We start from the raw sequence: 20,759 nt of genomic DNA on the forward strand, positions 1-20,759 counted from the left end.
GCCGCACCCCGGCGCCTCACGCCGCCACCGCCCCTCGCTGCAGCTTCGCCGCCTGCGCCCCCACCCGCCCGCGCCAGTTCTCCCCGCCTTCCAGCGACGGCGTCGCCTCGAACACCTCCGCGACCCAGTCGGCGAACACACGCACCTTCTGCGACAGGTGCCGGTTGTGCGGATAGACGATCGAAATCGGCTTCGGCTTCGGATTGCAGTCAGGCAGCACCTCGACCAGCGAGCCGTCGAGCAGGTTCGGCAGCACCATGAACAGCGTCGGCTGGATCATCCCGAACCCTTCGAGCCCGCACGTCACGTAGGCATCCGAATCGTTGACCGTGACGCTGCCGTTCATCCGCACCTCGAACGGCTTGCCGTCGATCATGAACACCCACGGAATCGCACGCGCGCCGTGGCTCGCACGGAAATTCACCGCGTGATGGTCGGCGAGATCGGCAATCTCGTGCGGCTCGCCGTGACGCGCGAGGTAGTCGGGCGACGCGCAGGTCACGCGCTTCAGCATCCCGATCCGCCGTGCGACCATCGACGAATCCTCGAGCGGCCCGACCCGGATCATGCAGTCGATGCCCTCCTCGACCGGATCCACGTAGCGGTCGGAGAGCCCCAGTTCGAGCGTGATGTCGGGGTAGCGCTGCCGGAAAATCGACAGCGACGGCAGCACGATGCGCCGCCCGAGCGAACTCGGCATGTGGACACGCAGCACGCCGCTCGGCTTGCGGTTGCCCGTCTGGAAACTCGCGTCGGCCTCCGCGATCTCCGAGATGATCTTCGTGCAATGCTCGTAGTACGCCGCGCCTTCCGGCGTGAGCGACAGCCTGCGTGTCGTCCGGTGCATCAGGCGCACGCCCAGCAGCGCCTCGAGGTTCTGAATGATGGTCGTCACCGACGCGCGCGGCATCGCGAGCGTGTCGGCCGCGCGTGTGAAACTGTTCGCGTCGACCACACGGGTAAAAACTTCCATTGCCTGGATTCGGTCCATGCTGCTCCCCCTTCGAATCGCCAACGGAACAGAATAGAGCGCGCGACGGGCACGGCACAAGCCCCCGTCCATTGTTCTCTGATCCTGAATAGTTTCTGCGTTTCGGACTGGAAAGCGATCGATTTTCGTTCAGTTTCACTCGGCGATCGTTCCGGCCCCGAGCGCAGCCGCACGCCGTGCGTTATCGCACGAAGCGCTCGCGATAGCCTTGCGGCGACACGCCCAGCACCCGCACGAAACAGCGTCGCAGCGTCTCCTCGGAGCCGAAGCCGCAACGCGCGGCGATCCGCTTGACGGGCCAAGCCGTTTCGCCGAGCAGGCGCTGCGCGGCCTCGACGCGGAGCTGCTCAACCGCGCGAGCGGGGGTGCGGCCGGTGCCCGCGCGGTAGTGGCGCACGAAGCTGCGCTCGCTCATGCTTGCGCGCTCGGCCAGCGCGGGCACCGACAGGTCGGCCGTCAGGTGCTCGGCCATCCACGCATGCAGTTCGCCGAACCGGTCGTCGGTGCGCTGCATCGACAGCATCGTGCTGAACTGCGCCTGTCCGCCCGGGCGCTTCAGGAACACGACGAGTTCGCGCGCGACGTCGAGCGCGGTCGCCCGCCCCAGGTCCTCCTCGACCAGCGCGAGCGCGAGATCGATGCCGGCCGTCACGCCGGCCGAGGTCCACAGCGCGCCTTCGCGGATGAAGATCGGATCGGATTCGACGCGCACGTTCGGATAGCGCGCTGCGAACTCGTCGCAGCGCGCCCAGTGCGTGACCGCACGGCGCCCGTCGAGCAGGCCGGCCTCGGCGAGCAGGAATGCGCCGGTGCAAACGGACGCCACGCGCCGCGTACGCGCCGCCTGCTGCCGCACCCAGCGCACCAGCCGCGCATCCCGGGATGCCGCATGCACGCCCTTGCCGCCGGCGACGATCAGCGTATCGGGATGGCGTGCGGCCGAACGCAGCGACTCGGCCATCACGACGAGACCCGACGACGTCTCGACGGGCCCGGCCTCGGCCGCGACGACACGCGGCACGTAGGGCGCCGGCTGGCCGCGCTCCTGCGCGAGCTCGTTGACGGACGCAAACACCTGCAGCGGCCCCGACACGTCGAGCAGCTGGGCACGAGGGAACGCGAGAACCAGGATCGAACGCGGGGCGGCAGGCATGGCGATTGGCTGAAAACGTGGGTGATATGGCAATTTCGCCAAACACTACGCGCCTAGAATCGATCTGTCCATCCCGCGCCGGCAACGGTGCGCCCCCCTTCCAACCGGAGTCTTCGCATGACCCTGCATATCGGCTTTCTCGTGTTCCCGGGCGTCCAGCAACTCGATCTCACCGGCCCGCACGACGTGCTCGCGTCGCTGCCCGACGCGGCCGTCCACCTGATCTGGAAGTCGCGCGACACCGTCGCGTCGAGCAGCGGGCTCGCGCTCGCGCCGACCTGCACGTTCGACGATTGCCCGCCGCTCGACGTGATCTGCATTCCGGGCGGCATCGGGATCAACGAACTGCTGCTCGATGCCGAAACGATCGCCTTCGTGCAGCAGCGCGCGGCCACCGCGCGCTACGTGACGTCGGTCTGCACGGGCGCGCTGCTGCTCGGCGTGGCCGGCCTGCTGCGCGGGCGGCGCGCGACGACGCACTGGGCGTTCCACACGCTGCTCGAACCGCTCGGCGCGGTGCCGGTGCGCGAGCGCGTGGTGCGCGACGGCAACCTGATCACGGGCGGCGGCGTCACGGCCGGCATCGACTTCGCGTTGACGATCGCCGCGGAACTGGCCGGCGACGAGGAAGCGCAGGCGATCCAGCTGCAACTCGAATACGCGCCCGCGCCGCCGTTCGACGCCGGTTCGCCGGACACCGCGCCGGCAGCCGTCGTGAAGCGCGTCACCGAACGTTCGGCGGCCGGTTTCGCGAAGCGCAAGGCGACGATCGAACAGGCGCTGCGCGCGATGTCGCGCTGAATGCGGATACGTAGAAATTGCCTCGACGACTGAAAGACGACGCGCACTCGCGCCGGAGAACATATCGATGAACATCGTCCGAAGCGCCGCGTTCACCGCGGACCGTGCGTGGGGCGCGCTCGACATCGCGAACCTGGGCGGCATCACGGTTCGCCTGCACTGGACCGACCAGCCGTATCGATGGCACGTGAACGACGGCGAGGAAGTGTTCGCGGTGCTCGACGGTCGCGTCGAGATGCGTTATCGGGAAGCAGGCGTCGAGCACGCGACGCTGCTCGAAACGGGTGACGTGTTCCACGCGACGGCCGGCACCGAGCACGTCGCGCATCCGCTCGGCGAAGCACGCATCCTCGTGATCGAAACCGAAGGCAGCGTCTGACGGCCGTTGGCCGTGCGCCGAGGCCGCGCGGATGCCGAGCGCATCCGCGCGGCGGGTTTCATCCGGTGATCGTCCCGGTGGCCTGCGACGCGATCAGCTTCGGCTGCGGCGTGCACTGGCACTGGCACAGGTCGTGTTCGAGCGCGACGACCTTGCCCATCACGGTCATCGTCCGCTCGCCGCCGTCGGACACGATCACGCCGGGCGACTTGCAGGCGGCGCAGAACACCGACGCGCCGAGATAGGCGAGTTCGCGTCCGTCGAACGACGAATTGGCGATCCCGTCGAGCACGACACCGCCGTGGTCGGTCGTGTCGCCCTTCAGAATGAATTTGCGGCTCATGTGTCGGTTCTTCCCTCGGAAATGCCGTGCAGCGCGGCATCACGGCCGCACGCGGGCAATCGGAATCCGCCCATCGATCGCGGGCGTGCCGCGAGCATATCACCGCTCGCGGCCGCCGCTAGCCGATCGCCGCATTCGTCAGAACTTGTGCCGGACGCCGATCCGCGCCTCGAACTGGCGGTCGTTCGCGGACGCGCCGGGGCCGTTGATCGCGGCAACCGCCGCGTGCCCCGTCGAATCGGTGCCCGACGCGCCGCAGCCGATCGTCGAATGCACGTCGTTCAGCGCGGCGTTTTCGCTGTCGGTGCACGCCGACACCGTGTCTTGCGCGCCGAAGCGCTTCATGGAAATCGACTGGATTCGCGAGCGGATGGTCGCGATCGACGTGGAGGAGACGATTCCGGCCGTGTCGGTCGGCGTGCTCACGCGCCGCGATGCGCTGAACACGATTGCCTGCGACTACCTGATCCACTGCTTCGTCGAAGCCGTGCGCCGGCACGACCGCGCGACGCTGCTGTGGCGGTAGCGCCGCCGTTCAGACGAACAGCGCGACGCACAGCGCGGCCCCGCACAGATACGTGCCGAGCGCGCCGATGAAACGCACGGGATTCGGGTTGGCCATCGTCGGCCACGCGAGCAATCCGATGACCAGCAGGCAGCGGAACGCGGTTGCCGCGACGATCAGCGCGAGGATCGCGCGAGACGGATCGTGGGCGCCGAAATAGAGAAACAGCACCGCGAGGAACGGCGCGTATTCGGCCGTGTTGCCGTGCGCGCGCACGATCTTGTGCAACCCGTTCGTCGGGTCGGACGCACACCCGGACCCGATGGTGCATCGAAAGCGCGTGACGGACACGACGAACCCGAGCCCGAACAGCAGCAGCCCGAGGATGGCCGTGCACACGAGTGCGACGGGATGGATCGCCATGGGACTCCGGGCGGAAGCGGACATGCGCCGCACATCCGGCGATCGTACCCGCCGCCGGCGCGCGCGGCTATCGCGGAAACCCGTAGCGTCGCCGTGCGACGCCCCCCCTTTCACGAACGGGTTCCGGCCCGAATTGGAACGATGCCGCAGCGCACGAAATCCGTGCATCGTCCGTCGGCCCGGCCGCGCGGGCCTGCCCGCCGCCGCCCCTGCCACGCGGACGTCGCCGCGCGCAACGCGCAAACGTTCAAGCCGCAGCGGCGCGCACCATCTCGGCGCGGCGCCCGTTGCCGCGCATCACAGGCATGCACGTTGCGTCGACGCATCTCGGTAGTCGACGCCCTTGGCAGCCCGCTGCGGAGGACTACACTAATCCTTAATGGGGTGCGGCCGGAGCCCGCGCCTTCAGGGAGACGCCGCCATGAATCGGCCGCTGAATCGTATCCTGCCGCGCGTGACCGGTCCCGCATCGGTCTGGACGTGGGTCAAGTGGTCCCTGCTCGCCGCGCTGCTGATCGCGGTGGCGATCGTCGCGCGGCTCGTGCAGAGCGAGATCGAAACGTCCCGGCTGCAGGCGCACTACCTGTCCGATCTCACCCGCGACGTCGGCTACACGCTCGAGGCGGGCCCGAGCGATCGCATCCGCTTCCCCGCGAACGGCCCGTACGACCAGCGCCTCGGCTACGCGATGATTCCGGCGTTCCAGGAACGGCTGCTCGCGCGCGGCTTCGTCGTCGGCAAGCAGGCGCGCGATTCGCAGCGGATGCTGTCGATCGGCGATCGTGGGCTGTTCCTCCCGTTCGAGGAGAAGGACCAGGCGGGCCTGACGCTGTTCGACTCGACCGGCGCACCGCTGTTCGCGACCGTGTTCCCGCAGCGCGTCTATGCCGACTTCGACAGGGTGCCGCGCGTGATCGTCGATTCGCTGCTGTTCATCGAGGATCGCTACCTGCTCGACGCGAACGAGCCGAACCGCAACCCGGCGATCGACTGGGGGCGCTTCAGCCGCGCGCTCGCGGATCAGGCACTGCACGTCGTCAACCGCCACCAGGCGCGCCCGGGCGGCAGCACGCTCGCGACGCAGATCGAGAAGTTCCGCCATTCGCCCGAGGGCCGCACCGCGACGCCGCCCGAGAAGCTGCGGCAGATCGCGTCGGCGTCGGTGCGTGCCTACCTGAACGGCCCGCAGACGATGCTCGCGCGCCGCACCATCGTCGTGCGCTACCTGAATTCCGTCCCGCTCGCCGCGCGGCCGCACATCGGCGAGATCACCGGCATCGGCGACGGCCTCGCCGCGTGGTACGGCCGCGACTTCAACGACGTGAACCGCATCCTGTCCGCGCCGACGACGGGCGACAACGTCGACGAACAAGGCAAGGCGTTCCGCGAGGTGCTGTCGCTGATCATCGCGCAGCGCGCGCCGTCGTACTTCCTCAATCGCGGCTATCCGGCACTGGAACGGCTGACCGACAGCTACCTGAGGCTGCTGTCGAACGGCGGCGTGATCTCGCCGGCGCTGCGCGACGCCGCGCTTGCCGCGCAGATCGAACGCAGCGCGCCGCCGGCCGCCGTGCACGTGCAGTCGTTCGTGTCGCGCAAGGCCGTGACGTCCGCGCGCGCGTCGCTGCTGTCGGCGCTCGGCATCAGCGACCTGTACCAGCTCGACCAGTTCGACCTGCAGGCGACCAGCACGCTCGACAACGGCGTGCAGCAGGCCGTCGCCGAGCGGCTCGCACGGGCGTCGACGCGCGACGGCGCGCAGGCAGCCGGCCTGTACGGTTTCGAGATGCTCGCACCGAAGGACGACCCGTCGCACCTCACGTACAGCTTCACGCTGTACGAACACCGCAACGGCGCGAACCTGCTGCGCGTGCAGACCGACAGCGTGAACGAGCCGTTCGACGTCAATCGCGGCGGCCGCATCAACCTCGGCTCGACCGCGAAGCTGCGCACGCTGATCACCTACCTGCAGATCGTGTCCGACCTGCATGCGCGCTACGCGAACCTGTCGAACGCGGAGCTGGCCCGCGTGAAGCCCGACCCGATCGACGGGCTGTCGCACTGGGCGCTCGACTACCTGTCGCATACGCGCGACCGCTCGCTGCAGGCGATGCTCGACGCGGCCGTCGAACGCAAGTATTCGGCGAGCCCCGACGTGTTCTACACGGGCGGCGGCGCACAGGTGTTCTCGAACTTCGAAAAGTCGGACAACGGCCGCATCCTGACGCTGCACGCGGCCTTCGAGCACTCGGTCAACCTCGTGTTCGTGCGGCTGATGCGCGACATCGTCCACTACGAGACGCTGCAGGCGGCCGGCCCGTCGTCGTCGTGGCTCGGCGACCCCGAACAGCGCCGGCATTACCTGCAGCAGTTCGTCGACGGCGAAAGCCAGGTCTACGTGAAGCGCTACTACACGCGCTATGCGGGCAAGGCGCCCGACGACGCGCTCGCGCTGATGCTGAAGGACGTGCGCAAGTCGCCGCCGAAGATCGCGACGGTGCTGCGCAGCGTCGCGCCGAACGAATCGCTCGCGTGGTTCGACGCGCAGATGCGCGCGCAACTGAAGGGCACGCCAGCCGCGACGCTGTCCGACGACGATCTCGCCAGGCTCTACGCGAAGTACGCGATCGACCGCTTCAACCTCAACGATCGCGGTTATATCGCGAGCGTGCATCCGCTCGCGCTGTGGACGCTCAACTACCTGCGCGCCCACCCGGCGGCGCCGCTTGCCGATGTCCAGCGCGACAGCCGCGACGCGCGTTTCTACACGTACTCGTGGCTGTACAAGACGCGCTACCACGCGACCCAGGACCGCCGCATCCGTCGCATGGTCGAACTGCGCGCGTACGCGGAGATCACGAAGTCGTGGCGGGCACTCGGCTACCCGTTCGCGGAAGTCACGCCGTCGTACGCGGCCGCGATCGGCGCATCGGGCGACCAGCCCGACGCGCTCGCGAAACTGATCGGCCTGATCGCGAACGGCGGCCAGAAAGCGCCGACCGAGACGATCACGCGGCTCGACTTCGCGAAGGGCACGCCGTACGAAACGCGCTTCGTGCGCGCGGCCGCGCAGCCGCAACCGGTGCTGTCGCCCGAGATCGTCAACGTCGCGCACACGCTGCTGCGCGACGTCGTGCTCAACGGCACCGCGCGCCGCCTCGCGGGCGGCTTCACGCTGCCCGACGGCAAGACGCTCGACGTGTACGGCAAGACCGGGACAGGCGACCAGCGCTTCAACGTCTACGCGCGCGGCGCGCGGCTGATCGAGTCGCGCAAGGTGAACCGCAGCGGCACGTTCGTGTTCGTGCTCGGCGACCGGTTCTTCGGGGTCCTGACGGCGACCGCGCACGAACCGTACGCGGCACGCTACGACTTCACGAGCGCGATGGCCGTGCAGTTGCTGAAGTCGATGGCGCCGGCGCTCGCGCCGCTGATCGAACGCCCGGCCGGCACCGGCACGCGCACCGCGGGCGCCGCACCGCACGCGGCAGCGCCCGCGACGGGTGCCGCGGCCGCGCAACCGTCCTGACGGCAGTGCGTCCTGTCATGCGCCGATGCGCCGCTCAGTGCGAGCGGCCGTCGTAGTGCGTGACCGGCAGCGCGTCGAGATCGACGCCTTCGAGACAGCGCACGTTGATCGCGACCATCGCGGTGCCGTTCGGGTGGACGCCCTCGCCGAACGTGTGAATCCCGCAGCGCTTGCAGAAGCGGTGCTTGATCACGTGCTTGTTGAACATATAGGTGGCGAGATGCGCGTCGGGCGTGAGCAGCGTCATGTGATCGCGCGGCACGAACCACATCAGCGCACCCTTGCGCTGGCAGATCGAGCAGTTGCACGCCATCACGCCCTGCAGGTCGCCTTCCGCCTCGAACTTCACGTCTCCGCAATGACAGCTTCCGCGATAAAGCATGGTCGTCTCCCGGTGCGGCCCGTGCGCGTCGGCGGCGCCCCGGCGGGACACCGTTGGCCATGCCGATCCAGGCGGGTACAGTAGCGCGCAGATGCGCCGCACGCAATGTCCGGCGGCGCCCTTTCCGCCCCCTGTCCGAACCAAGGAAAACCGTCATGCTCGAAATGCGCCCCGGCTGCGAATGCTGCGACAAGGACCTGCCGCCCGATTCGGCGGATGCCCGCATCTGTACGTTCGAATGCACGTTTTGCGCGACCTGCGCCGACGACGTGCTGAAGGGCCGCTGCCCGAACTGCGGCGGCGACTTCGTCGTGCGCCCGCGGCGACCGGCGAGCCTGCTCGCGAAATACCCGGCGTCGACCGAGCGCATCCACAAGCCGGGCGGCTGCGCGAACGCCTGACCGCGCCGCGCCGCCATTTCGCGTCACGACATCTCGATCCGCGCGCGCGTCACCGCGAGCAGCGCCGCCATCGCGCGGCGCGCACCGTCCTCGTCGCGCACGCGGATTGCGTCGCTGACCGCCGTGTGCTCGGCGAGCGATGCGTTGTACACGTCCGCGCGGCGCGCATTCAGGTGCAGCTGCGCCTCGAGCGTGCGATCGATCAGCGTGCCGAGCGGCACCAGCAGCTCGTTGCCGCCGGCCTCGAGCACGCTCAGGTGAAAGCGCAGGTCGGCGCGCACCCATTCGTCGACATTGCGCGCGGCGGCCATCGCGCACGCCGCGCCGTCGATCGCATCGAACGTTTCCGGTGTATGCATGCGCGCGGCGAGCGCGGCCGCGTATGGCTCGACCATCTCGCGCATCTCCTGCAGCTTCAGCGCAAATGCGAGCGGCGGCGCGACGCGCGCATACCAGTCGAGCAGGTCGGCGTCGAGCAGGTTCCATACGCCGCGCGGCCGCACGCGCGTGCCGATCTTCGGCCGCGACTCGACGAGCCCCTTCGACGTGAGCGTGCGCAGCGCCTCGCGCATCACCGTGCGGCTCACGCCGTACATCTCCATCAGGTCGGGTTCCCTCGGCAGCAGCGACTCGGGCGGGTAGTCGCCGCGCAGGATCGCCGTGGCGAGCCGGAAGGCCGTCTGTCCATGCAGGTCGCGTCGAATGATCGTTCTCCGTTATGCCGGTACCCGGGTGGTCCGGCTGCCCACTATCTGCACAATAGTGATATTAATACTATTTTTTATCGGCCTGCGCTAGGATAACCGCGAAAGCACGCGACCGCGCGCGGCGCCCGACTGCCCGCGCCGGTCAATCCTGGAGCCACGCATCGTGAAAATCACCCGCCTCGAAACCTTCGTCGTCCCGCCGCGCTGGCTGTTCCTCAAGATCGAAACCGACGAGGGCATCGTCGGCTGGGGCGAGCCTGTCGTCGAAGGCCGCGCGCACACGGTCGAGGCCGCCGTGCAGGAGCTGGCCGACTACCTCGTCGGCCGCGACCCGCTGCTGATCGAGGATCACTGGCAGGTGATGTACCGCGCGGGCTTCTACCGCGGCGGCCCGATCATGATGAGCGCGATCGCGGGCGTCGACCAGGCGCTGTGGGACATCAAGGGCAAGCATCACGGCGTGCCGGTGCATGCGCTGCTCGGCGGCCAGGTGCGCGATCGCATCAAGGTGTATTCGTGGATCGGCGGCGACCGGCCGAGCGACGTCGCGAACAATGCGCGCGCGGTGGTCGAGCGCGGCTTCAAGGCCGTGAAGATGAACGGCTCCGAGGAGCTGCAGATCGTCGACACCTACGACAAGGTCGAGCAGGTGATCGCGAACGTCGCGGCCGTGCGCGACGCGGTCGGCCCGCACGTCGGAATCGGCGTCGACTTCCATGGCCGCGTGCACAAGCCGATGGCCAAGGTGCTCGCGAAGGAGCTCGACCCGTACAAGCTGATGTTCATCGAGGAGCCGGTGCTGTCGGAGAACGCCGAGGCACTGCGCGACATCGTCAACCAGACCAACACGCCGATCGCGCTCGGCGAGCGGCTCTACTCGCGCTGGGACTTCAAGCACATCCTCGCAGGCGGCTACGTCGACATCATCCAGCCCGACGCGTCGCACGCGGGCGGCATCACCGAGTGCCGCAAGATCGCGACGCTCGCGGAGAGCTACGACGTCGCGCTCGCGCTGCACTGCCCGCTCGGCCCGATCGCGCTCGCCGCGTGCCTGCAGCTCGACGCGGTCAGCTACAACGCGTTCATCCAGGAGCAGAGCCTCGGCATCCACTACAACCAGGGCAACGACCTGCTCGACTACCTGCGCAATCCCGAGGTGTTCCACTACGAGGACGGCTTCGTCGCGATCCCGCAGGGCCCGGGGCTCGGCATCGACGTGAACGAGGAGAAGGTGCGCGAGATGGCGAAGACGGGCCACCGCTGGCGCAACCCGGTATGGCGACACGCGGACGGCAGCGTCGCCGAGTGGTGAGCGCGATGCGCGGCGTGCGCGCTGAGTCGCGCTGAGTCGCGCTGAGTCGCGCTGAGTCGCGCTGAGTCGCGCTGAGTCGCGGCAAGTATCGATACGAGAACGGCTGCCCGACAGGCAGCCGTTTTTGCATGCCCGGCGCGGCGCCGCGCACATGGCGAATGCACGTGGCGGATGCGCGTCGGCGGCCTTGCGTCGCGCCGCGCGCAACCGGCCGTCAGCCGAGCGCCGCGAACCCCGGCACGCTGAACGACAGCACCGCGGCCGCGACGAACACGCCGATCATCGTCAGCGCCTCGAGATGCAGGATGTTGCGGAACGTGTGCGCATCCTCGGTCGACGCGGTGCGGCGCAGGCGCGGCAGCGCCGAGAAACGGTTCAGGCCGCCGAGCACGAGCGCGAGCGCGACGAGCAGCAGCTTCAGCAGCAACACGCGCCCCCACGTGCTGCCGTCGAGCGGCGCAAGCGAGCCGCCGAGCCCGCGGATCGCATTGAGCGCGCCGGTGCCGAGCACGAACACGACCGCGACGATCGACGTACGCGACAGGTGCTGGCCGATGCGGATCAGCGCGCCGCGCGCAACCGACGACCCGAGCGCCGGCAGCACCGCGAGCCCGCCCGCGAGCACGAGGCCGCCCCACACGGCGGTCGCGAGCAGGTGCAGCGTCTGCACGCCGACCGCCGCGGACAGCGCGCCCGTATCGGCCGCATGGCCGAGCGAGGCCTTGCCGGCCGCGACCACGATCACCGCGAGCCACAGCACCGCGTGCGCGGCCGGACCTTCCGGCTTCGCCAGCGCGACGATCGCGAGCACCACGGCGCCGGCGAACGCGACGCTCCATGCGAAGCCCGTATGGGTCTGCGTCAGCATCACGGGAATCGCGGCGAACGCGCCGCCGAGCCCCGCGCCGCTCATCGTCGCGGCCTCGTAGACGAGCCAGCCGAGATCCGCGAGCACCAGCGCCAGCGCCGCCGCAACCAGCGAATGTTGCGCGCGCAGCCACGCGGGATGGGACGGCGCGACGACCGGGCGTGCACCGTCCTTGCCGAGCCATGCCTTGAGCAGCGCCGAGCCGACCGCCATCGCGAACGCGCCGTCCATCAGCGCCGCGAGCGCGACCTGACCGATCCACAAGCTGTCGAACTTCATCGCGCACACCCTCCCGAAAGCGGCAGGCCGACGAAGCGGCAACGGGACGGACAGCGTGAGGAAGGCAACGGCACGGTAGAAAACGTCATCGATGAATCCGGAAACGGGAGAAATGACTGGACCTGCGGCGGAGGCGGCGCCGCGCGACCCGCGAGTGTACGGTCTTCGATGGTGAAAACGCACGCCGGTTCACACAGGTGCGGCGCAATGCGCGTCAAATTGTCGCAAGTCGCAAACGGACAGGAACCGATGTCCTTTTGCCAAATAGCCGTCATTACCCATCGATGATAGAATGCCGCGTCGCAGCAGCCCGGCTGCCTTGCCGTCATGCGCCGAGCCGATCGTAGCCCGGACAGGTCCCCGTCGAATAAACATGGAGTCTCGTGTGTCTTCAAGACGCCTCTTCCGTCCGCTGCTCGCCGTTCTGATGTTCGGCGGCGCGGGCCTTATGAGCGCTGCCCAAGCGCAGACCAAGCCCACGGAGCAAGCGCACGCCCAGCAGGCGCCGCTCAAGGCACCCGATACCATGGCCGAGCGCGTGCGCGGCTGTACGGCCTGCCATGGCGTCCATGGCCAGGGTACGGACAACGACTACTTCCCGCGTCTTGCCGGCAAGCCGGCCGAGTACCTGTACAACCAGCTCGTCAACTTCCGTGACGGCCGGCGCAAGTACCCGCCGATGAACTACCTGCTGACGTACCTGAACGACGACTACCTGCGCGAGATGGCCGAGCACTTCTCGGCCGAACGCCCGCCGTACCCGACGCCGGCGAAGCCGACGCTGCCGGCCGCGACGCTCGCGCGCGGCAAGCAGCTCGTCACGCAAGGCGACCCGTCCCGCAAGCTGCCGGCCTGCGTGGCCTGCCACGGCGCGACGCTCACCGGCATGCAGCCGGCGATCCCGGGCCTGGTCGGCCTGCACGCCGACTACCTGAGCGCGCAGATCGGTGCATGGCGCTCGGGCAACCGCCACGCGAAGGCGCCCGATTGCATGCATGAAGTCGCTTCGAAGCTTTCCGACGAAGACGTGACGGCCGTGACCGCATGGCTCGCCGCGCAACCGGCGCCCGCCAACCCCGTGCCGGCTCCGGCGCGTTCGATGAAGACTCCGCTCGCCTGCGGCAGCGAACCGCAATAAGGCAAGGGAGACAGACACAATGAAACGCAAGTCCCTGTTTGCACTCTCGGCTGTCGCGATCGTCGCGGCCGCCGCCCTCGTGCCGGTCCTGTGGCCGGGCAACGACACGCTGCACGGCGCTGCCGCCGTCGCGGCCACGCCGGCCGACCAGGCTGCGCTGATCAAGAAGGGCGAGTACCTCGCGCGCGTCGGCGACTGTATCGCGTGCCACACCGTGCGCGGCGGCAAGTCGTTCGCGGGCGGCCTGCCGATGGCGACGCCGTTCGGCACGATGTACACGCCGAACATCACGCCGGACGACAAGGACGGTATCGGCAAGTGGACGTCGGACGACTTCTACCGCGCGATGCACACCGGCCGTTCGAAGGACGGCAGCCTGCTCTACCCGGGCTTCCCGTTCGCGAGCTACACGAAGGTCACGCGCGCGGATTCCGACGCGATCTACGCGTACCTGCGTTCGGTCGCGCCGGTGTCGGTGCCGAGCCGTCCGCACGAACTGAAGTTCCCGTTCAACAACCGCAACCTGCTGATCGGCTGGCGCACGCTGTTCTTCAAGGAAGGCGAGTACAAGCCGGATCCGACCAAGTCGGTCGAATGGAACCGCGGTGCGTACCTCGTCGAGGGCCTCGGCCACTGCTCGATGTGCCACACGTCGATCAACATGATGGGCGGCCCGGTGAGCTCGGCAGCCTTCGCGGGCGGCCTGATCCCGCTGCAGAACTGGTATGCGCCGTCGCTGACGAACGACAAGGAACTCGGCCTCGGCGACTGGCACGTGCAGGAGCTGTCCGACCTGCTGCAAGCCGGCGTGTCGAACAAGGGCGCGGTGTTCGGCCCGATGGCCGACGTCGTGCACAACAGCCTGCAGTACATGAGCGACGAAGATACGCGCGCGATGTCGACGTACCTGAAGTCGATCCCGCAGAAGGCTGAAGCGCCGAAGAACATGCAGTACGAACCGTCGAAGCAGTTCGGCAACGCGCTGTTCGACCAGGGCAAGAAGATCTACGCGGACAACTGCGCGACCTGCCACGCCGAAACCGGCGCGGGCAAGCCGCCGGCCTATCCGCCGCTCGCGGGCAACCACTCGATCGTGATGGAATCGGCGGTCAACCCGATCCGCATGGTGCTCAACGGTGGCTATCCGCCGAGCACGTTCAAGAATCCGCGTCCGTACGGGATGCCGCCGTTCGCACAGTCGCTGTCGAACCAGGAGGTTGCGGCGGTCGTCACGTATATCCGGATGTCGTGGGGCAACAACGGTACGCCGATCTCACCGCAACAGGTGAGCGACCTGCGTTCCGCGCCGCTCGACTAAGAAGCGGCTGACAAACACGGGGCGCGGCTGCGGGAAACCGCGGCCGCGCCCTTTTGCATTTTGCAATTTGCGATGTCACCTCCCGCGCGGGCCGCGCGAGACGTCGCCGATCATAAAACTGAAGAGTGGTATCTATGTCTTTCGAATCTCTCGGCCTGGCCGAACCGCTCGTCAAGGCGGTCAACGAGCTCGGCTATACGTCGCCGACTCCCATCCAGCAGCAGGCGATCCCTGCCGTCCTCGGCGGCGGCGACCTGCTCGCCGGTGCGCAGACGGGCACCGGCAAGACGGCAGGCTTCACGCTGCCGATCCTGCAGCGCCTGCACACGTTCTACGCCGAGCATCGCGGCGCGAAGCGCGCGGTGCGCGCGCTGATCCTCACGCCGACGCGCGAACTCGCCGCCCAGGTCGAGGAAAGCGTCCGTGCCTACAGCAAGTACCTGAAGCTGCGCTCGACCGTGATGTTCGGCGGCGTCAGCATCAATCCGCAGATCGACGCGCTCAAGCGCGGTGTCGACATCGTCGTCGCGACGCCGGGCCGCCTGCTCGATCACATGCAGCAGAAGACGATCGACCTGTCGGACCTCGACATCCTCGTGCTCGACGAAGCCGACCGGATGCTCGACATGGGCTTCATCCACGACATCAAGCGCGTGCTCGCGAAGCTGCCGCCGCAGCGCCAGAACCTGCTGTTCTCGGCCACGTTCTCCGACGAGATCAAGGCGCTCGCCGACAGCCTGCTCGATTCGCCCGCGCTGATCGAGGTCGCACGCCGCAACACGACCGCCGAGAGCGTCGCGCAGAAGATCCACCCGGTCGACCGCGACCGCAAGCGCGAACTGCTCACGCACCTGATCCGCGAACACAACTGGTTCCAGGTGCTCGTGTTCACGCGCACGAAGCACGGCGCGAACCGGCTTGCCGAGCAGCTGACGAAGGACGGCATCAGCGCGATGGCGATCCACGGCAACAAGAGCCAGTCGGCCCGCACGCGCGCGCTGGCGGAGTTCAAGAACAGCACGCTGCAGGTGCTCGTCGCGACCGATATCGCCGCGCGCGGGATCGACATCGACCAGTTGCCGCACGTCGTCAACTTCGACCTGCCGAACGTGCCGGAAGACTACGTGCACCGGATCGGCCGCACGGGCCGCGCGGGCGCGACCGGCGAAGCCGTGTCGCTCGTGTGCGTCGACGAAAAGCAGCTGCTGCGCGACATCGAGCGGCTGATCAAGCGCGAGATTCCGCAGGAAGTGATCGCGGGCTTCGAACCCGATCCGAACGCGAAGCCGGAGCCGATCCAGCAGCGCCGCGGGCAACAGCAGCCGCGCGGCGGTGGCGGCGGTGGCGGCAATCGCCAGCCGCGTGCGGGCGGCTCAGGCCAGCCGGCCGCGAAACGCGACGGCAACGCACAGCCGAAAGCATCGCAGCAGAAGGCCGCGAAGCCGCGCACGCAAGGCGGCGCCGGCGGCAGCGGCGGACGCCCGGCGGGCGGCGGCAATGGCGCACGCCCCGCGAACGGCAACGCTGCGCACCCGAACCGCAACCGTTCGTCGCGCAGCGGCCAGCGCGGTCACTGAAGCCGCGCGGCCGCGCGCCGCAGGTGCTCGACCTGGCGTTGCCAGCGCTCGAGCACCGCGGCGCGCTCCCCTTCCAGCGTGAACGTGACGCCTGTCGCGAGACGCGCATAGCCGACCCGCTGCGCATCGCCGTGCGCGATCGTCGCAGCGAATCCGGCCAGCCCGCCGAAGTCCCCTTCGAGCGGCTCCATCGTCAATTGCGCCTGAAAGAACGCGCCGTCCGCGACGAGCGTCAGCGCGGCCGCGCGCCGTTGCGCGATCGCGCGCGCCGCACGCGATTGCGGCCAGAGCGCAAGCAGCAGCGTGCGCGCATCGTGTGCATAGATCTCGCCGACGCCGAGCAGCGTCGTGCGCAACTGGCCGTCGTCGGTCGCGACGATCAGCGATGCGGCGAGGTCGGCATGACGCTCGAGCGCCGTGCCGTCGAACAGCGAGACGACGGCCGGCGGCCACGCATCGAACGTCCATTGTTCGAGCGCGTGGCGATGGGTATCGGTCATGATGGCGTGGCCCCGGTGAAAAGCGGATGAACAAGCCGCAGCATACGCGCGACGGGCCGCGCCGCGGCGATCAGCGCAGGAACACGTGCCGCGTGATCTTCGTGAGCGGATAGTGGACGCCCGGCTGGATCTTCGCGGGCAGGTCGAGCGGCTTGAGCAGCATCTTCACGCACATGTCGGCCGACAGGTTGCGCCGCACCAGCTTGCTGATGCGCGCGGCGCGCTCGCGGTTGTACTGGCTGTCGCCGACGCGATCCGGATAGCGGACCGCGAACACGTGGCGCAGCGCGATCTCGGAATCCTCGTTCTTGATTTCCATCACGCGGCGCGCGAGCGCGCCGAGCACCGCGAGCCGGCCGTTGCCTTCGAGCTGGTTGTACTTCTTGAAGAACTTGAAGAAGTGCTTGTAGTGACGCACTTCGTCCGTGCGGATGTTGTCGGTGATTTCCTTCAGCACGGGCTCGTCCGAGCATTCGTTGATCGCGCGATAGAGCGTGGCCGTGCCCGTCTCGACGACGCAGCGCGCGACCATCTCGAGCGCGCGGGTCTTCTCGAATGCCTCGACCTTGCAGGTCAGCGAATACTCGGCGAAGAAATTCGCGAACGCGGTATCCCAGTCGAACTCCGGCCACACGTGCGCGATGTACGCCTTCAGCGCGCGCCCGTGCTGCAATTCTTCGTGCTCCCATGCATTGTTGAGCCATGCGGAGACTTCCGGATCGTCGTTGAAGAACTGGCTCAGATTGCTCGTGTAGAGATCCGAACCGCTTTCGATGAACGACGACGCGCACAGCAGCAGCAACAGATCCTCGTTCGCGGCGGCACGCTGACGATCGATCCGGTTCAGGTCGATGTCCTCGATGCGCCACGGCATCACATGCGTCGTTTTGGTGTCCATGGTGGTGCGCTCCCAGTCGTCGCACGGGCGCCGGCCCATGCCTTCGGCACAGGCGCCGACCGACCCGCAGGCGGCGTTTTACTTGCGTTTATAGTGGATTGGTCCGGCCGAACCATGCTGGCATCTTAGCCGGACTTTGACGTTCGTGCTCCAGAGCACTGACCATACCTGACAAGCGCAGTTCCACGACATCTGTTGCCGTTCGTTAGACGAGTCCTTCAAACCGCTTGCGCCCGCTCGACGATACGGGCCGCGACAAACGAAACGGGCGGCCGTCCGGCCGCCCGTGAAGCGCTGGAAATGCCGGTGAAAGCCGGCCGCAATCCGTCAGAAACCTGCCGCCAGGCCGTCGCGCCGGCTGTCGCTCGCGGCCACGTAGCCGCGCTCGCGATCGTCGCGGTCGAGACGCCAGATGAACTGCCCGGAACCGAAATCCATGTAAGGATCGTCGATCGACTTGATCGTATGGCCGCGCGCGGCCAGCGCATCGACGGTCGCGCGATTCATCGTGGCCTCGACGTCGAGCGTGAAGTCGCGGTTGACCTTCCAGCGCGGCGCATCGCAGGCGGCCTGCGGTTGCTGCCCGTAGCCGAGCATCCGCACGACGGTCTGCAGGTGCCCCTGCGGCTGCATGTCGCCGCCCATCACGCCGAAGCTCATCACGGCTTGCGTGCGGCCGTCGGCCTCCTCGGTGACGAACGCCGGGATGATCGTGTGGAACGGCCGCTTGCCGCCCGCGACGACGTTCGGCGACGCCGGGTCCATCGAGAAGCCGTGCCCGCGATTCTGCAGCGCGATGCCGGTGCCGGGCACGACGAGCCCCGAACCGAAGCCCATGTAGTTCGACTGGATGAAGCTCACCATCATCCCGCGTTCGTCGGCCGCCGACAGGTAGATCGTGCCGCCCGAATGCGGCCGGCCGGCGCCGAAGTGCGTCGCGCGCGCGGGATCGATCAGCTTCGCGCGTTCGGCGAGATACGCGTCGTCGAGCATCTGTTCGGGCGTGACCTCCATCGCGCGCGGATCGGCGACGTAGCGATAGACATCCGCGAACGCGAGCTTCATCGCCTCGATCTGCAGATGCTGCGAGTCGACCGAATCGACCGGCCATTCCGTCACGCCCGCGTGCTCGGCGATCCCGAGCGCGATCAGCGCGGCGATGCCCTGCCCGTTCGGCGGAATCTCGTGGATCGTGTGACGGCCGAAGCGCTTGCCGATCGGCTCGACCCATTCCGGCCGGTACGCTTGCAGGTCGGCCGCGGTCAGCGCGCCGCCGCCTTCGCGCGAGAACGCGGCGATGCGCTCGGCGAGCGCGCCCTCGTAGAACGCGCGGGCCCCCTCCTTCGCGAGCGTGCGCAGCGTCTGCGCGTGACCGGGCAGGCACACGCGCTCGCCGACGAGCGGCGCGCGGCCGCGCGGCATGAAGGTCTCCGCGAAGCCCGGCAGCCCCTGCAGCTCGGGCACGGCGGCCGCCCACTTGTGCGCGACGATCGGCGGCACCGCATAACCGCGCTCCGCGATCTCGATCGCCGGTTCGAGCAGGTCCGCGAACGGCAGCGAACCGAACTTCGCATGCAGCGCTTCCCAGCCCGCGATCACGCCCGGTACGGTGACGGTGTCCCAGCCGCGCGTCGGCTTGTTCGCGATGCCGTTCGCCGCCTCGCCGTGGCGCTGGCGGAAATAGTCGACGTTCCACGCAGCCGGCGCGACGCCCGACGCGTTCAGCCCGGACAGCCGCTCGCCGTCCCACACGAGCGCGAACGCGTCGCCGCCGAGCCCGCACGACACGGGCTCGACGACCGTGATCGCAGCCGCGGCGGCCAGCGCCGCGTCGACCGCGTTGCCGCCCTTCCACAGCATCCGGAGCCCGGCCTGCGCGGCGAGCGGGTGCGACGTCGACACGACGTTGCGCGCGAACACCGGAATGCGGGTCGTCGGATACGGGTTGTGCCAGTTGAAGCCAGTCATCGGTTCCACCTCGTCGAAAGCTGAATGAAGCGCCGGGCGCGCACCCGCGCGCGGGCAGTCCGCCATTGCAGCGCGATCAGCGCAATCGCACAAATTCATTTGTCACATGAATCAATGCAATTTCCGCATGAATTGCAGGCGCCCCTGCCGGCCATACCGGCCTAACGGCGTTGCCGCCCTTACAATACCCGCTCCGTCTCACGACACGACCACCGAGCCATGACCCGAGATCCCCGCCTCACCCTCAACGCGCGCCAGCAGGAACTGCTCGAATGGGTGCAGCGCGACGGCTTCGTGACCGTCGACGATCTCGCCGCGCACTTCGCGGTGACGCCGCAGACGATCCGCCGCGACGTGAACTGGCTCGCCGACCTGAACCTGCTGCGCCGCTATCACGGCGGCGCGAGCCTGCCGACCAGCTCGGAGAACGTGTCGTATACGGCGCGCCAGCGGATGTTCCATGACGAGAAGCGGCGCATCGCGGCGCTCGCGGCGTCGCACATTCCCGACCAGGCGTCGCTGTTCATCAACCTCGGCACGACCACCGAGGAAGTCGCACGCGCGCTGAACCGCCACCACGGGCTGCACGTGATCACGAACAACCTGAACGTCGCGTCGATGATGAGCGGCTACCCCGACTGCGAGGTGCTGATCACGGGCGGGATCGTGCGGCCGTGGGACAAGGGGATTGTCGGCGAGCTCGCGATCGACTTCATCCGCCAGTTCAAGGTCGACTACGCGATCATCGGCACGTCGGCGATCGAGGCCGACGGCACGCTGCGCGACTTCGACACGCGCGAGGTGCGTGTGGCCGAGGCGATCATGCAGCATGCGCGCACGGTCTACCTCGTCGCCGACCATTCGAAGGTCGGCCGCCCGGCGCTGGTGCGCCAGGGCCACCTGAGCCAGGTGCACGCACTCTTCACCGACAAGCCGCTGCCGCCGGAGATGGCCGACGCGGTGGCGACCGCCGGCACGCAGGTGTACGTCGCGGAGTGACGGCCGCGATGCTGCACCGCACCCGAAACTTCAAGTGAAATCAAGAAGTTGGCGCTGCGAGCAAACCGCTTGCGCGGGGCCCGGCTGTCAAACGGAAAATTAACGGGGCACGATTTGTGGTTGCCCGCATGCTCGACTAGACTCCAGTTCCCCGGCCCGTCCGACCGTTCCGCCTGTGCCAGGGCGCGGACGAATGGCATGGCCGGCGAATGCAGCTTTTCCCCCCAAACCATACCCCGCTGGGTATCGCGCGTCGGCAGGTGCGCCGGCCGCGCGGGCTGACTGGTC

At 68.3% G+C, this 20,759-nt stretch carries 21 protein-coding genes; 10 read left to right on the top strand and 11 right to left on the bottom strand.

Annotated elements, in window-relative coordinates; all coding sequences use genetic code 11:
• Positions 1-16: 16 nt before the first annotated feature.
• On the bottom strand, positions 17-991 hold the full coding sequence (locus APZ15_RS01170) for a LysR family transcriptional regulator (RefSeq protein ID WP_027789208.1): 975 nt from the start codon (positions 989-991) through the stop codon (positions 17-19).
• A gap of 181 nt (positions 992-1,172) precedes the next feature.
• Positions 1,173-2,144 (bottom strand): GlxA family transcriptional regulator, encoded by a 972-nt coding sequence (locus APZ15_RS01175; protein ID WP_027789207.1) that lies wholly within the window; start codon positions 2,142-2,144, stop codon positions 1,173-1,175.
• 117 nt (positions 2,145-2,261) lie between these two features.
• Between APZ15_RS01175 and APZ15_RS01180 the strand changes: the two genes are divergently transcribed.
• Positions 2,262-2,945, top strand: a complete 684-nt coding sequence (locus APZ15_RS01180; protein ID WP_027789206.1) for a DJ-1/PfpI family protein — start codon at positions 2,262-2,264, stop codon at positions 2,943-2,945.
• Between the two features lie 67 nt (positions 2,946-3,012).
• Positions 3,013-3,324, top strand: a complete 312-nt coding sequence (locus APZ15_RS01185; protein ID WP_027789205.1) for a cupin domain-containing protein — start codon at positions 3,013-3,015, stop codon at positions 3,322-3,324.
• A gap of 58 nt (positions 3,325-3,382) precedes the next feature.
• On the opposite strand, the gene APZ15_RS01190 is transcribed toward APZ15_RS01185, so the two are convergent.
• Positions 3,383-3,667 carry a PAAR domain-containing protein gene (locus APZ15_RS01190; protein ID WP_027789204.1) on the bottom strand — a complete coding sequence of 95 codons (285 nt, stop codon included), beginning with the start codon at positions 3,665-3,667 and terminating at the stop codon, positions 3,383-3,385.
• 138 nt (positions 3,668-3,805) lie between these two features.
• Positions 3,806-4,012 carry a hypothetical protein gene (locus APZ15_RS40640; RefSeq protein WP_027789203.1) on the bottom strand — a complete coding sequence of 69 codons (207 nt, stop codon included), beginning with the start codon at positions 4,010-4,012 and terminating at the stop codon, positions 3,806-3,808.
• Here APZ15_RS40640 and APZ15_RS01200 point away from each other — a divergent pair.
• Complete coding sequence (locus APZ15_RS01200; protein ID WP_027789202.1) at positions 4,011-4,193, top strand: hypothetical protein; 183 nt, start codon at positions 4,011-4,013, stop codon at positions 4,191-4,193. The two genes, APZ15_RS40640 and APZ15_RS01200, sit on opposite strands and share 2 nt — an antisense overlap.
• 9 nt (positions 4,194-4,202) lie before the next feature.
• Here the strand turns inward: APZ15_RS01200 and APZ15_RS01205 are convergent, their stop codons facing one another.
• Positions 4,203-4,595: an MAPEG family protein gene (locus tag APZ15_RS01205; RefSeq protein ID WP_034195853.1), complete on the bottom strand. Its 393-nt coding sequence runs from the start codon at positions 4,593-4,595 to the stop codon at positions 4,203-4,205.
• Positions 4,596-5,016: 421 nt separating this feature from the next.
• Between APZ15_RS01205 and APZ15_RS01210 the strand changes: the two genes are divergently transcribed.
• The gene (locus APZ15_RS01210; RefSeq protein WP_027789200.1) at positions 5,017-8,124 is read left to right on the top strand and encodes a transglycosylase domain-containing protein; all 3,108 of its coding nucleotides are present in this window, start codon (positions 5,017-5,019) and stop codon (positions 8,122-8,124) included.
• A 34-nt stretch (positions 8,125-8,158) separates the two neighbouring features.
• Here APZ15_RS01210 and APZ15_RS01215 read toward each other — a convergent pair whose 3' ends face one another.
• A complete protein-coding gene (locus APZ15_RS01215) occupies positions 8,159-8,506 on the bottom strand; it encodes a GFA family protein (RefSeq protein ID WP_027789199.1) in 348 nt (115 codons plus the stop codon).
• A 155-nt stretch (positions 8,507-8,661) separates the two neighbouring features.
• Between APZ15_RS01215 and APZ15_RS01220 the strand changes: the two genes are divergently transcribed.
• Complete coding sequence (locus tag APZ15_RS01220; protein WP_027789198.1) at positions 8,662-8,907, top strand: DUF1272 domain-containing protein; 246 nt, start codon at positions 8,662-8,664, stop codon at positions 8,905-8,907.
• Positions 8,908-8,930: 23 nt separating this feature from the next.
• On the opposite strand, the gene APZ15_RS01225 is transcribed toward APZ15_RS01220, so the two are convergent.
• On the bottom strand, positions 8,931-9,614 hold the full coding sequence (locus APZ15_RS01225) for a FadR/GntR family transcriptional regulator (RefSeq protein ID WP_060357056.1): 684 nt from the start codon (positions 9,612-9,614) through the stop codon (positions 8,931-8,933).
• Positions 9,615-9,777: 163 nt separating this feature from the next.
• Here APZ15_RS01225 and dgoD point away from each other — a divergent pair, with 163 nt between their 5' ends.
• The gene (dgoD, locus tag APZ15_RS01230; RefSeq protein WP_027789196.1) at positions 9,778-10,926 is read left to right on the top strand and encodes a galactonate dehydratase; all 1,149 of its coding nucleotides are present in this window, start codon (positions 9,778-9,780) and stop codon (positions 10,924-10,926) included.
• A gap of 214 nt (positions 10,927-11,140) precedes the next feature.
• On the opposite strand, the gene APZ15_RS01235 is transcribed toward dgoD, so the two are convergent.
• Positions 11,141-12,073, bottom strand: a complete 933-nt coding sequence (locus APZ15_RS01235) for a CopD family protein (protein WP_027789195.1) — start codon at positions 12,071-12,073, stop codon at positions 11,141-11,143.
• A gap of 373 nt (positions 12,074-12,446) precedes the next feature.
• Between APZ15_RS01235 and APZ15_RS01240 the strand changes: the two genes are divergently transcribed.
• From APZ15_RS01240 to APZ15_RS01250, 3 genes are all read left to right on the top strand, one after another.
• Complete coding sequence (locus APZ15_RS01240; protein WP_027789194.1) at positions 12,447-13,211, top strand: c-type cytochrome; 765 nt, start codon at positions 12,447-12,449, stop codon at positions 13,209-13,211.
• A gap of 19 nt (positions 13,212-13,230) precedes the next feature.
• Positions 13,231-14,529 (top strand): c-type cytochrome, encoded by a 1,299-nt coding sequence (locus APZ15_RS01245; RefSeq protein WP_021160171.1) that lies wholly within the window; start codon positions 13,231-13,233, stop codon positions 14,527-14,529.
• A 134-nt stretch (positions 14,530-14,663) separates the two neighbouring features.
• On the top strand, positions 14,664-16,106 hold the full coding sequence (locus APZ15_RS01250; RefSeq protein ID WP_027789193.1) for a DEAD/DEAH box helicase: 1,443 nt from the start codon (positions 14,664-14,666) through the stop codon (positions 16,104-16,106).
• Here the strand turns inward: APZ15_RS01250 and APZ15_RS01255 are convergent.
• The 3 genes from APZ15_RS01255 to APZ15_RS01265 form a co-directional block, all read right to left on the bottom strand.
• Positions 16,100-16,606 carry a hypothetical protein gene (locus APZ15_RS01255; protein WP_027789192.1) on the bottom strand — a complete coding sequence of 169 codons (507 nt, stop codon included), beginning with the start codon at positions 16,604-16,606 and terminating at the stop codon, positions 16,100-16,102. The two genes, APZ15_RS01250 and APZ15_RS01255, sit on opposite strands and share 7 nt — an antisense overlap.
• A 70-nt stretch (positions 16,607-16,676) precedes the next feature.
• The gene (locus tag APZ15_RS01260; protein ID WP_027789191.1) at positions 16,677-17,504 is read right to left on the bottom strand and encodes a ferritin-like domain-containing protein; all 828 of its coding nucleotides are present in this window, start codon (positions 17,502-17,504) and stop codon (positions 16,677-16,679) included.
• A 327-nt stretch (positions 17,505-17,831) separates the two neighbouring features.
• Positions 17,832-19,472 carry a gamma-glutamyltransferase family protein gene (locus APZ15_RS01265; RefSeq protein WP_027789190.1) on the bottom strand — a complete coding sequence of 547 codons (1,641 nt, stop codon included), beginning with the start codon at positions 19,470-19,472 and terminating at the stop codon, positions 17,832-17,834.
• 219 nt (positions 19,473-19,691) lie between these two features.
• Here APZ15_RS01265 and APZ15_RS01270 point away from each other — a divergent pair, with 219 nt between their 5' ends.
• Complete coding sequence (locus APZ15_RS01270; RefSeq protein WP_027789189.1) at positions 19,692-20,471, top strand: DeoR/GlpR family DNA-binding transcription regulator; 780 nt, start codon at positions 19,692-19,694, stop codon at positions 20,469-20,471.
• Positions 20,472-20,759: the final 288 nt, after the last annotated feature.

Source organism: Burkholderia cepacia ATCC 25416 (genome assembly GCF_001411495.1).
Lineage (GTDB): Bacteria > Pseudomonadota > Gammaproteobacteria > Burkholderiales > Burkholderiaceae > Burkholderia > Burkholderia cepacia.

Excerpts from the sequence above, each read along its gene's own strand:
- APZ15_RS01170 (WP_027789208.1), bottom strand. The coding sequence starts at position 991 with ATGGACCGAATCCAGGCAATGGAAGTTTTTACCCGTGTGGTCGACGCG.
- APZ15_RS01175 (WP_027789207.1), bottom strand. The coding sequence starts at position 2,144 with ATGCCTGCCGCCCCGCGTTCGATCCTGGTTCTCGCGTTCCCTCGTGCC.
- APZ15_RS01180 (WP_027789206.1), top strand. The coding sequence starts at position 2,262 with ATGACCCTGCATATCGGCTTTCTCGTGTTCCCGGGCGTCCAGCAACTC.
- APZ15_RS01185 (WP_027789205.1), top strand. The coding sequence starts at position 3,013 with ATGAACATCGTCCGAAGCGCCGCGTTCACCGCGGACCGTGCGTGGGGC.
- APZ15_RS01190 (WP_027789204.1), bottom strand. The coding sequence starts at position 3,667 with ATGAGCCGCAAATTCATTCTGAAGGGCGACACGACCGACCACGGCGGT.
- APZ15_RS01200 (WP_027789202.1), top strand. The coding sequence starts at position 4,011 with ATGGAAATCGACTGGATTCGCGAGCGGATGGTCGCGATCGACGTGGAG.
- APZ15_RS40640 (WP_027789203.1), bottom strand. The coding sequence starts at position 4,012 with ATGAAGCGCTTCGGCGCGCAAGACACGGTGTCGGCGTGCACCGACAGC.
- APZ15_RS01205 (WP_034195853.1), bottom strand. The coding sequence starts at position 4,595 with ATGGCGATCCATCCCGTCGCACTCGTGTGCACGGCCATCCTCGGGCTG.
- APZ15_RS01210 (WP_027789200.1), top strand. The coding sequence starts at position 5,017 with ATGAATCGGCCGCTGAATCGTATCCTGCCGCGCGTGACCGGTCCCGCA.
- APZ15_RS01215 (WP_027789199.1), bottom strand. The coding sequence starts at position 8,506 with ATGCTTTATCGCGGAAGCTGTCATTGCGGAGACGTGAAGTTCGAGGCG.
- APZ15_RS01220 (WP_027789198.1), top strand. The coding sequence starts at position 8,662 with ATGCTCGAAATGCGCCCCGGCTGCGAATGCTGCGACAAGGACCTGCCG.
- APZ15_RS01235 (WP_027789195.1), bottom strand. The coding sequence starts at position 12,073 with ATGAAGTTCGACAGCTTGTGGATCGGTCAGGTCGCGCTCGCGGCGCTG.
- APZ15_RS01240 (WP_027789194.1), top strand. The coding sequence starts at position 12,447 with ATGGAGTCTCGTGTGTCTTCAAGACGCCTCTTCCGTCCGCTGCTCGCC.
- APZ15_RS01245 (WP_021160171.1), top strand. The coding sequence starts at position 13,231 with ATGAAACGCAAGTCCCTGTTTGCACTCTCGGCTGTCGCGATCGTCGCG.
- APZ15_RS01250 (WP_027789193.1), top strand. The coding sequence starts at position 14,664 with ATGTCTTTCGAATCTCTCGGCCTGGCCGAACCGCTCGTCAAGGCGGTC.
- APZ15_RS01255 (WP_027789192.1), bottom strand. The coding sequence starts at position 16,606 with ATGACCGATACCCATCGCCACGCGCTCGAACAATGGACGTTCGATGCG.
- APZ15_RS01260 (WP_027789191.1), bottom strand. The coding sequence starts at position 17,504 with ATGGACACCAAAACGACGCATGTGATGCCGTGGCGCATCGAGGACATC.
- APZ15_RS01265 (WP_027789190.1), bottom strand. The coding sequence starts at position 19,472 with ATGACTGGCTTCAACTGGCACAACCCGTATCCGACGACCCGCATTCCG.
- APZ15_RS01270 (WP_027789189.1), top strand. The coding sequence starts at position 19,692 with ATGACCCGAGATCCCCGCCTCACCCTCAACGCGCGCCAGCAGGAACTG.